Here is a 9,900-nt window from a genome sequence, read left to right on the forward strand (position 1 = left end):
ACGCAGTTACCTTCGGCTACGGGGTCATGGCTTACCCCGGTGCGGACTCTCACCGCACTGTGTGCACGCCTTCACGGGCGCACTGGGAGCTTGGCTCCGCCGAGCGATTGGCGCCGCAGGCGCCTCGGCGGATGCCGCCAACCTGGCCGATGACCGCCCAGCGCCGCTGCGCGGCGAATCGCCCCGCAGAGCGTGGCTCCCACAGGGGGTAGTTTCCCAGCCTGGCAGGAGCTTTGCTCCGACGGTTGGTAGTTTCCCTGCCTGTGGGAGCCTGGCTCCGCCGAGCGATTGGCGCCGCAGGCGCCTCGGCGGTAGCCGCTGACGGGTCAGACAACCGCCGGCGCCGCTTGTGGGAGTTTGGCTTCCACAGGGGGGTAGTTTCCCAGCCTGGCAGGAGCTTTGCTCCGACGGTTGGTAGTTTCCCTGCCTGTGGGAGCTTGGCTCCGCCGAGCGATTGGCGCCGCAGGCGCCTCGGCGGTAGCCGCTGACGGGGCAGACAACCGCCGGCGCCGCTGCGCGCCGCAAAGCGTGGCTCCCGCAGGGGGCGAGAGTGCGCGAGTGAGGGGTGGTATCATGCTCGCCTCACTCATCCCGACAGGAGCGACCATGACGGCGGCCAACCATCCCCTGCTGGTACTCTACACCGGGGGCACCCTCGGCATGGTGGAAACCTCCCGCGGTCTGGCCCCGGGCGGCGACTTCGAGGCGCGCCTGCGCCGTGCCCTGGACACCCTGCCCCCCGCCCGCCGTGCCGCGCTGCCCGCCTTCACCCTGGTCGAATCGCCGGCCCCCATCGACTCCAGCGCCGCCACGCCTCTCGACTGGCAGCGTCTGGCCGGGGAGATCGCCGAGCGCTACCACTCGCATGCCGGCATCGTGGTACTCCACGGCACCGACACCCTGGCCTGGACCGCATCGAGCCTGGCCTTCCAGCTGCAGGGGCTCGACCGTCCGCTGGTGACGACCGGCGCCATGCGCCCCCTGGAAGCCGAGGGCAGCGATGCCCTGGCCAATGTGGAGACGGCACTGCGCTTCGCCACCAACCCCGCCCTGCAGGAAGTGGCCGTCGCCTTTGCCGGCAAGCTGCTGCGCGGCGTCCGCAGCCGCAAGTGGCACACCAGCGCCCCGGACGCCTTCGCGAGCCCCAACTACCCGCCGCTCGGCGAGCGCATCGACGACGATGCGGTGCTCTATCCCGGCCGGGGCCTGGAGGTCCAGCAGCGCGGCGCGCCGCGCTTCGAGCTGCCCGACTACGCCGCCCTGGCGAAGGGTGGCGTGGCCCGCCTGGTGCTGTGGCCGGGCATCACGGCCCGTCAGGTCGCCGCCTGGCTCGACGACGACCGCCTCCAGGGCGCCCTGCTCGAGGTCTGGGGGGGCGGCAACGTACCGCCGGACCCCGCACTGCTCGGCGTGCTGGCCCGCGCCAGCGGCGAAGGCAAGCTGCTGGCCGCGATCAGCCAGTGCCCGGCGGGCAGCATCGCCATCGGCAGCTACGCCGCCGGCCAGGGCCTGGCCGACGCCGGCGTCCTCTGTGGCGAGTCGATGACCCCCGAGGCGGCGCTGACCAAGCTCGTGCATCTGCTCGCCCAGCCGCTGACCGACGCCGAACGGCGCCGTCGCTTCCTCACCCCCCTGGTGGGCGAGCGTTGACACTGGCCGGGCACGACACCGTGGAAATGGCTATGGTGGAGGTGATCCCGTCCCGCAAGGAGCGCCGCCATGGAACATCCCGATCACCCGTTCACCGAGCTCTTCGAGCAGCTGGGCCTCGCCTCGGACCCCGAGGCGATCAAGCGCTTCATCGAGCGCAACGCCCCGATCCCCGAGGAGACCCCGCTCCCCGATGCCCCCTGCTGGAACGAGGGCCAGGCCGAGTTCCTGCGCGAGGCCATCGAGGAGGATGCCGACTGGGCCGAGGTGGTCGACCATCTCAACGCCTCGCTGCGCAAGCGTTGAGCCTCGATTCCCTTCGGTTCGCTTGACCCTCCGCTCCGGCCAATGTAAAAAAACGTGTACAGACAGGACGCCACGTCCATTCGAACATCGACGCGGCGTGGGCTCGCCCCGGCGGCGGCCCCCCGCCACCGATCACGCAGGGAATAACGGATGACGCCTGGCGAACCATCAGCATGTGGAACCACTCTGGAGCCCCCGTCTCTTCCCCCGCTACCGGCCCCCTTGCAAGCACGGCTGAACGACTGCCACACCCTGCCCTCGCTGCCTGCCGCCGTGGCCAAGGTGCTGATGGTGGCACGCCGTGCCGACGCGAGCCTGTTCGACTATGCCGCGGCCATCGAGGATGACCCCGCCCTGACCCTGCGCCTTCTAGCACTGGCCAACAGCGTCTTCTATGCCCGCCATCGCCGCGAGGCGAGCACCTGCCGCGACGCCGTCTCGCGAATCGGGCTGGATGCCACCCTGGCGGCGGTGATGAGCTTCGGGCTCGCCCACTCGGCGACGACCGATCGACTCGACCTCAATGCCCTGTGGCAGCGGGCGATCATCGCCGCACTCGCCGCCCGCCACCTGGCCGACCGACTCTGCCCCGAACGAGCCGGCACCCTCTTCACCGTCGCCCTGCTCCAGGACATCGGCATCCTCGCCGCCGACGCCCTCGACGGCGACGACTATGCGGCACTGGCCCGGGCCGCCACGGGGCACGACGCCCTGTGCCAGGCCGAGCGCGAACGCTACGGATGCGACCATGCCGACCTGGGGGCCTGGCTCGCCGCCAGTTGGGGAATCCCCCTGCACCTGGCCCGCGGCATCGCCGACAGCCACGGCGAGCTGGAAACGGCCTCGCCCGACACCCTCTGCCTGCGCCTCTCCGGCCGGATCGCCGATGGCTGGCTGACCGAGGCCCCCGCCAAGGCCTTCGGGCGGCTGGTCCGACGGCTCGACGCCCTGTCGATGGACTCGCTGGGAGAGATTCTCGACGATCTGCAGGCACAGCTGCCGAGCATGGTCGAACTGCTGGAGATCACCCGTCCGCCCCGACTGGACAGCCACGAGCTCCTGGCCGAGGCCAAGCAGCATCTCTTCCTGCAGACGCTGGCCCTGGGCGCCCGTCTCGACGCCCACCAGGCCGAGCTCGAGACGCTGCGCGAGCGCCACGCCGAGCTGGAGCGCAGCAGCCGCCTGGACGCGCTCACCGGGCTCGCCAACCGGGCCTGGCTGGAGACGCAGCTCGAGGAGCGCTTCCATCGTTCCAGCACGGAAGGCAAGGGGCTCGCGGTAGTGTTCATCGACCTGGACCACTTCAAGCAGCTCAACGACCGCCATGGTCATCAGTTGGGCGATCGCGTGCTGGCCAACTTTGCCGCCAGGCTGCAGGAGATGATCCGCGAAGGCGACCTGGCCGGGCGCTACGGTGGCGAGGAGTTCCTCGTCATCCTGCCCGACGAACGGGCAGCGGGGGCCGAGGCCATGGCGGCCAGGCTATCGGAACGGCTCGCCAGCCATCCCATCGCCCAGGCCGGGGGGGAGCCGTTGTACGTATCGGTCTCCATCGGCATCGCCAGCCTCGATGATGCCGACTTCCGCAACGCCCGGGAATTGATCGACGCCGCCGACCAGGGCATGTACCAGGCCAAGCGCAACGGCCGCAGCGGAACCTATCGGTTCACCCCGCCGCCCTGACTCAGTCGATCAGGCCATTGCGACCCTGCTCGACACGGCGGCGCATCCAGGCCCCGATCAGCAACAGCAGCGTCAGCGCCACCAGCGGCATCACCACGTCGAGCCCCAGGGCCTCCTCCCTCTCCACCGCCACCAGGGCGCCATGGATGGCACTGGCGTAGACCGCCCACTTGATCCCCAGGCCGATCACCGCGGCGACGATGAAGGTGGCGAGGGGTAAGCGACACAGCCCGGCCGCGTAGTTGACCACCGAATGGGGGAATCCGGGCATGATCCGCAGCGCGCACTGGGTCAGGAAATCGCTGCGCCTCTGCAGCATGCGCATGATCCTGCGGGTCAGCGCCCCCTGCGAGCAGCGTTCACCGAGGCGCGCGGCAAGATAGTAGGCACCCAGCGCGCCCCCGAGGCTGCCGAGAATCAACATGGGAGTCGCCGCGAGCGGCGTATAGAAGGGGGCGATGAGCCACAGCCCGATGCTGCCGGGCAGGCCAACGGCCAGGGTCACCGCCATGATCAGGATGACGGCGATCACGGTCAGCGGATGGTGGGATGCCTCCTCGGCCCAACGCTGCACGTCGGCAAGGTCGGGGGAGTGCCAGACCCACAGGTAAACCGCCATCAACAGGCTGGCTCCGATCGCCGCCCAGCGCCAGGGGCGATTCAGCGAGCTGTCTTTGGGCATCGACTCCCTCCCGGCGGCAGGACAGAATCGGCATGGTGCCACGCCTCAGGCCACGGGTCACGGACCGGGAGCGCGCGACTCAGGCATCCAATCCGCCCGAGGAAGACGTCTCGGCTTCGTCCTCGACAGGGAGAGAGTCGGCCAGGCGCGGCATGGCGGCCACACGAAGGTCGACGTAGCGCAACAGACCCAATTGCGCGAACAGCACCGCAAGACACCAGAAAAGTCCCTTGATCATGGGTGAATCCTCGCGAGAAGCCGGCAGCTTCGTCTCCACCAGTCTAGCTCGCTTCATCCTCGACAGAAACATAGCAGTCTAATGAAAATCACCATCACAGCCGGGCCTCCACTCGTTCGAGAATCTGCCGGCTCACCCTGCCCACCAGCGGCTTGGCCGCCCGGCTGACGGCCTTCTCCACCAGGCGGCTGCGCAGGGTGTAGGTCAGTGTCAGCGCCACCTCGGTGCCCTCGGCGACCGGTGTCAGCCGGTAGCAGCCCTGATTCTCCACCCCCCCCAGCGATTCCCAGGCCAGCACCTCCGGGGCCCGCGACTCGGTGATCTCCACGTCGAAGGTCCAGTCGCGGCCCACCGCGTGCACATGCCAGCGGTAACGATTCTCGCCCAGGGGCTCGATCGACTCGATCAGGTCGGAGTAGTCGACGAAGTCCTCGACCCGCTCGAGCAGGGCGAAGACCCGCTCCGGCGGTGCCTTGAGAAACGCGCTGTGTTCGATGGTCGCCATGCGGCTTCCCCGGCAAACGAAGTAAGGGGCGTACGCGATACGCCAGCCTGGAGCTTACCGCCCGTGCGCCTGCGGTGCCAATCGCACGGCGGAGCCAACCTCCTACCAGACGAGGAAACTGCCCTGCTGTGGGGGCCACGCTTCGCGGGGCGATTCGCCGCGAAGCGGCGCCGGCGGTTGTCTGCCCGTCAGCGGTTACCGCCCGGGCCCTGCCGCCTGGAGGTCCCGCATCAACAGCGCGAACTCGATGCGCTCGGGGGCGATCGCCTCGCCGGGCACCGGGATACGCACCACATGGCCGGAACCCGGGGCGACGCCGACCGACTCGCCGCGCCGGTTCTCGATATGCTCGAGCGTGAAGCGGCGGTTGCCGCCGGGCAGCATCAGTTCCATGCCGTCGCCGACCTCGAAGCGGTTCTTGACGTCCACCTCCAGCACCCCGCGCTGCGGCTCGTAGCCGATCACCTCGCCGACGAACTGCTGGTGGACGCCCACCGAATTGCCCTGCTCGTAGTTCTGGTACTCGTCGTGGACGTGGCGACGGTAGAAGCCCTCCGTGTAGCCCCGGTTGGCCAGGTTGTCGAGCTCGTCCATCAGCCGCATGTCGAAGGGGCGGCCGGCCACGGCATCGTCGATGGCGCGGCGGTAGACCTGGGCGGTGCGCGCCACGTAGTAGTGTGACTTGGTGCGTCCCTCGATCTTGAGCGAGGTCACCCCCATCTCGGTCAACCGGGGCACGTGCTGCACGGCGCGCAGGTCCTTGGAATTCATGATGTAGGTGCCGTGCTCGTCCTCGAACACCGGCATCAGCTCGCCCGGCCGGGTGCGGTCCTCGATCAGCGCCGAGAGCTCGTCCTGACCCTCGACGCCGCCGGCGGTGGCCGTGCTGGCGATGTCGGCGCTCCCCCCGCCGGAAGCGATCAGGCCGCCCGCCCGTCCACTCTCACCCGGCGTCCAGACGCCGCTGGCCGCATGGGCCGCCGCCGAGTTGGCCGGCACCAGGTCGCCGGTCTCGTCCCGGGCGGCGGCCACGGTGTTGTACTTCCAGCGGCAGGCGTTGGTGCAGGTGCCCTGGTTGGGGTCGCGGTGGTTGAAGTAGCCGGAGAGCAGGCAGCGCCCGGAATAGGCGATGCACAGCGCACCGTGCACGAAGGTCTCGATCTCGAGGTCGGGGCACTCGGCGCGGATCTCGGCGATCTCGGCCAGCGACAGCTCCCGCGACAGGATGATGCGGCTGATGCCCTGCTGCTGCCAGAACCTCGCGGCGGCGTAGTTGACCACGTTGGACTGCACCGAGAGGTGGATCACCTGATCCGGCCAACGCTCGCGGATCATCATGATCAGCCCCGGGTCGGACATGATCAGCGCGTCCGGGCCGGCCTCGATCACCGGCTCCATGTCACGCAGGTAGGTCTTCAGCTTGCTGTTGTGCGGCGCGATGTTCGAGGCCACGTAGAACTGCTTGCCCCGCTCGTGGGCGTAGGCGATGCCCCGGTGCAGGTTGTCGAGCTTGAAGTCGTTGTTGCGCACGCGCAGCGAGTAGCGCGGCTGGCCGGCATAGACGGCGTCGGCGCCGTAGGCGAAGGCGTAGCGCATGTTCTTGAACGTTCCCGCCGGGGAGAGCAGTTCGGGGGCTTGCATGGAAATCACCGTTGTCAGGACGATGGCGCCGGAGGCGCTTGGAAATGAGGGGCCCTATTATAGCAGCACCGAGCACCGAGCACCGAGCACCGAGCACCGAGCACCGAGCACCGAGCACCGAGGGGAAGCGCCTCTATAGTGAGAGGCGCCGGGGACAGGCCCGAGCGATACCGGCACCTACCCCCCCCTTTCGGTGGAGCTGCCCGTGCACTTGTCTTTCCGGTCAAGTAGAATGATGGCCCTCCGGACCGGACCCCGGAACGCCGCCGCATCACGGTAGCGCGGCGCAACAAATTCTCCGACACGAGACCCGCTATGACCCACTCGAATACGCCTGCCACGGTCGTGATCTACTCCGGCGGCATGGACTCCTTCACCGTCCTGCACCGCGCCCTGCGCGAGGGGCTCGACGTCCACGCCCTCTCCTTCGACTACGGCCAGCGCCACGCCCGCGAACTCGAGGTGGCCGCCCGCGTGTGCCGCGAACTCGGCGTGCCGCACCAGGTGGTCGACATCCGCGCCATCCACGGCCTGATCGACCATTCCGCGCTCACCGATGCCAGCCGCGAGATGCCCGAGGGCGACTATGGGGCCGAGAACCTGGCCGATACGGTCGTCCCCAATCGCAACATGATCCTGCTGTCGCTGGCCATCGCCAAGGCGGTGAACATCGGTGCCGGCCGGGTCGACTACGGCGCCCACGGCGGCGACCATGTGCTCTACCCCGACTGTCGCCCCGAGTTCGTAGAGGCGATGAACGCCGTGGCCGGCATCGCCAACTTCTCCCCCGTGGAGATCCACGCCCCCTACCTGCGCGCCGGCAAGGCCGAGATCCTCGCCGAGGGCCTGGCCATGGGACTCGACTACGCCGACACCTGGACCTGCTACCGCGGCGAAGCCCTGGCCTGCGGGCGCTGCGGCAGTTGCCGCGAACGCCTGGACGCCTTCGCCGCCAACGGCGCGACGGATCCGCTGGGCTATTTACCGCGTCCCGATACCGCCGCCGGCACTTCACAGCGGCCCGATACCGCCGCCGGCACTTCACAGCGGCCCGATACCGCCGCCAGTGCCGCACAGCGACCCGACCCTACCACGGGAGGTGCCTGATGTATCACGTCAAGGAGGCCTTCTACTCGCTGCAGGGCGAGGGCGCCCGGGCCGGGCGGGCCAGCGTCTTCTGCCGCTTCACCGGCTGCAACCTCTGGTCGGGGCGTGAGCAGGACCGCGCCGGCGCCGCTTGCCGTTTCTGCGATACCGATTTCGTCGGCACCGACGGCCAGCACGGCGGCCGCTTCGCCGATGCCGAGGCCCTGGCCGCCCACCTGACGGCGCTTTGGCCGGATCAGGACGGTGTGGCCACGCCCTATGTGGTGTTCACCGGCGGCGAGCCCCTGCTGCAGCTCGACGAGGCACTGCTCCGTGCCATGCACGAGTGCGGCTTCGAGGTCGCCGTGGAGACCAACGGCACCCTGCCCGCCCCGGCCGGCATCGACTGGCTCTGCGTCAGCCCCAAGGGCGCCACAGCGCTCACGCTGACCGAAGGGGACGAACTCAAGCTGGTCTACCCCCAGGACGAGGCCCCGCCCGGGCGCTTCGCCGGGCTCGACTTCCGACACTTCTTCCTGCAGCCGATGGACCGTGCGCCGCTCGGCGGCACGGGGTCGACCATGGCCGAGACCGTCGCCTACTGCCTGGGCCACCCCCAGTGGCGCCTGTCGCTGCAGACCCACAAGATCGCGGGGATCGACTGATGACGCTCTTCGTCAACCGCCTGACCCAACTCGACGTCTCGCTCTGGTGCCCGCGCCGCGGCCTCACCGCCACCAGCTGGCACGTCGACGCCGAGCTCGACGGCGAGCTCGGCGAGGACGGCATGCTGTTCGACTTCGGCGAGGTCAAGCCGTGGATCAAGTCGCGGCTCGACGCCGGGGCCGACCATACCCTGCTGGTGCCGACCCGGGCCCCCGGGGTCGAGGTGCAGGAGTGCCGCGAGGGACTCTGCGTGCGTACCTCCCTGCCCTATCCCATGGAGATGCACGCCCCGCGTCAGGCCTTCACCCTGCTGCCCTGGAGCGAGATCACCGCCGAACGCCTGGCCACCCGCCTCGCCGACGACCTGATGCGCCGCCCGCCCGAACGGGTCACGGCCATCCGGCTGGTGCTGCGTGAAGAGGCAATCGACGGGCCCGCCTACCGCTACAGCCACGGCCTCAAGCACCACGCCGGCAACTGCCAGCGCATCGCCCACGGCCACCGCTCGCGGCTGCATGTCTGGCAGGACGGCAAGCGTGCACCGCAACTCGAGCAGCAGTGGGCCGACTGGCTCGCCGACCGTTACCTGGTCACCGAGGATGACATCGCCGACGGCGGCGAATCGGAGTACCGGGGCCAGCTGACCACCCGCTACCGGGCCGACCAGGGCAGCTTCTTCCTGCGCCTGCCGCGGGAGCGCTGCGCCGTGCTCCACACCCCCACCACCGTGGAACAGATCGCCGCCTGGCTCGCCGCCGAGATCGCCCGCGAGACCGGGCGCACGACTCGGGTCCAGGCCTTCGAGGGAATCGACAAGGGCGCCTTCGCCCAGGCATGACCGTGACCGATCCGATGAGCGCGAACCCGACCATGACGGGTGGCGTCGAGGCCGGACGGAAGCACGCCGGGGACGCCTGCCGCCCCGGCTGCGGGGCCTGCTGCATCGCTCCCTCGATCAGCTCGGCGATTCCCGGCATGCCCCGGGGCAAGCCGGCCGGGGTGCGCTGCGTCCAGCTCGATGCCGACAACCTCTGCCGTCTGTTCGGCGATCCCCGCCGCCCCGCGGTCTGCGCCCGCTTCACCTTCGACCGGGAACTGTGCGGCGAACATCGCGACCAGGCGCTCGAGCGTATCGCCGCCCTGGAGCTCGCAACCTGAAACGGTCGTAGGGCCCAGCTTCCATAAGGCGGGGAATCTACCTACCTGTGGGAGCCACGCTCTGCGGGGCGATTGCGTCGCGCAGCGGCGCCGGCGGTTGTCTGCCACGTCTACGGTTACCCCGGGGCGCCTGACGGCGCCAATCGCGCAGAAAATCTGCGCTCCCAGTGCGCCCGTGAAGGCGTGCACACAGTGCGGTGAGAGTCCGCACCGGGGTAAGCCATGACCCCGTAGCCGAAGGTAACTGCGTCGCCGCGAGGCGGGGTGGGGAGCAACCGGAGGCGA

11 protein-coding genes are annotated in these 9,900 nt (G+C 69.5%); 7 read left to right on the plus strand and 4 right to left on the minus strand.

Annotation, left to right across the window (positions count from 1 at the left end; genetic code table 11):
* The first annotated feature begins 606 nt into the window (after window positions 1-606).
* From AC5W54_RS22085 to AC5W54_RS22095, 3 genes are all read left to right on the plus strand, one after another.
* Entirely contained in the window at window positions 607-1,650 is a 1,044-nt protein-coding gene (locus AC5W54_RS22085) for an asparaginase (protein WP_495964254.1), read from the plus strand.
* A 69-nt stretch (window positions 1,651-1,719) separates the two neighbouring features.
* The gene (locus AC5W54_RS22090; RefSeq protein ID WP_495964255.1) at window positions 1,720-1,956 is read left to right on the plus strand and encodes a DUF2789 domain-containing protein; all 237 of its coding nucleotides are present in this window, start codon (window positions 1,720-1,722) and stop codon (window positions 1,954-1,956) included.
* A 222-nt stretch (window positions 1,957-2,178) separates the two neighbouring features.
* A complete protein-coding gene (locus tag AC5W54_RS22095; RefSeq protein ID WP_495964256.1) occupies window positions 2,179-3,639 on the plus strand; it encodes a sensor domain-containing diguanylate cyclase in 1,461 nt (486 codons plus the stop codon).
* Window position 3,640: 1 nt separating this feature from the next.
* Here AC5W54_RS22095 and AC5W54_RS22100 read toward each other — a convergent pair whose 3' ends face one another.
* The 4 genes from AC5W54_RS22100 to trhP form a co-directional block, all read right to left on the minus strand.
* Complete coding sequence (locus AC5W54_RS22100) at window positions 3,641-4,321, minus strand: TVP38/TMEM64 family protein (protein WP_495964257.1); 681 nt, start codon at window positions 4,319-4,321, stop codon at window positions 3,641-3,643.
* Window positions 4,322-4,400: 79 nt separating this feature from the next.
* A complete protein-coding gene (locus tag AC5W54_RS22105) occupies window positions 4,401-4,559 on the minus strand; it encodes a hypothetical protein (protein WP_495964258.1) in 159 nt (52 codons plus the stop codon).
* 94 nt (window positions 4,560-4,653) lie between these two features.
* On the minus strand, window positions 4,654-5,064 hold the full coding sequence (locus AC5W54_RS22110) for an SRPBCC family protein (RefSeq protein ID WP_495964259.1): 411 nt from the start codon (window positions 5,062-5,064) through the stop codon (window positions 4,654-4,656).
* A 195-nt stretch (window positions 5,065-5,259) separates the two neighbouring features.
* Window positions 5,260-6,705 carry a prephenate-dependent tRNA uridine(34) hydroxylase TrhP gene (trhP, locus tag AC5W54_RS22115; RefSeq protein ID WP_495964260.1) on the minus strand — a complete coding sequence of 482 codons (1,446 nt, stop codon included), beginning with the start codon at window positions 6,703-6,705 and terminating at the stop codon, window positions 5,260-5,262.
* Window positions 6,706-7,020: 315 nt separating this feature from the next.
* Between trhP and queC the strand changes: the two genes are divergently transcribed.
* From queC to AC5W54_RS22135, 4 genes are read left to right on the plus strand one after another with little or no spacing between them, the layout of a single operon-like run.
* Entirely contained in the window at window positions 7,021-7,812 is a 792-nt protein-coding gene (gene queC / locus AC5W54_RS22120; RefSeq protein WP_495964261.1) for a 7-cyano-7-deazaguanine synthase QueC, read from the plus strand.
* Entirely contained in the window at window positions 7,812-8,456 is a 645-nt protein-coding gene (queE, locus tag AC5W54_RS22125; protein ID WP_495964262.1) for a 7-carboxy-7-deazaguanine synthase, read from the plus strand. The genes queC and queE overlap by 1 nt, the downstream gene beginning before the upstream one ends.
* Window positions 8,456-9,295, plus strand: coding sequence for a 6-carboxytetrahydropterin synthase (locus AC5W54_RS22130; RefSeq protein WP_495964263.1), 840 nt, complete (start codon window positions 8,456-8,458; stop codon window positions 9,293-9,295). Before queE ends, AC5W54_RS22130 begins: the two co-directional genes overlap by 1 nt.
* A gap of 32 nt (window positions 9,296-9,327) precedes the next feature.
* Window positions 9,328-9,615, plus strand: coding sequence for a YkgJ family cysteine cluster protein (locus AC5W54_RS22135; protein WP_495964264.1), 288 nt, complete (start codon window positions 9,328-9,330; stop codon window positions 9,613-9,615).
* The last annotated feature ends 285 nt before the right edge of the window (window positions 9,616-9,900 follow it).

It is taken from the genome of Halomonas sp. LMYGS-3 (assembly GCF_059509875.1).

What these genes read in the sequence shown, in the direction of transcription:
- AC5W54_RS22130 (WP_495964263.1), top strand. Translation starts at nt 8,456, where the DNA reads ATGACGCTCTTCGTCAACCGCCTGACCCAACTCGACGTCTCGCTCTGG.
- queE (WP_495964262.1), top strand. Translation starts at nt 7,812, where the DNA reads ATGTATCACGTCAAGGAGGCCTTCTACTCGCTGCAGGGCGAGGGCGCC.
- AC5W54_RS22110 (WP_495964259.1), bottom strand. Translation starts at nt 5,064, where the DNA reads ATGGCGACCATCGAACACAGCGCGTTTCTCAAGGCACCGCCGGAGCGG.
- queC (WP_495964261.1), top strand. Translation starts at nt 7,021, where the DNA reads ATGACCCACTCGAATACGCCTGCCACGGTCGTGATCTACTCCGGCGGC.
- AC5W54_RS22090 (WP_495964255.1), top strand. Translation starts at nt 1,720, where the DNA reads ATGGAACATCCCGATCACCCGTTCACCGAGCTCTTCGAGCAGCTGGGC.
- AC5W54_RS22100 (WP_495964257.1), bottom strand. Translation starts at nt 4,321, where the DNA reads ATGCCCAAAGACAGCTCGCTGAATCGCCCCTGGCGCTGGGCGGCGATC.
- AC5W54_RS22105 (WP_495964258.1), bottom strand. Translation starts at nt 4,559, where the DNA reads ATGATCAAGGGACTTTTCTGGTGTCTTGCGGTGCTGTTCGCGCAATTG.
- AC5W54_RS22135 (WP_495964264.1), top strand. Translation starts at nt 9,328, where the DNA reads ATGACGGGTGGCGTCGAGGCCGGACGGAAGCACGCCGGGGACGCCTGC.
- trhP (WP_495964260.1), bottom strand. Translation starts at nt 6,705, where the DNA reads ATGCAAGCCCCCGAACTGCTCTCCCCGGCGGGAACGTTCAAGAACATG.
- AC5W54_RS22085 (WP_495964254.1), top strand. Translation starts at nt 607, where the DNA reads ATGACGGCGGCCAACCATCCCCTGCTGGTACTCTACACCGGGGGCACC.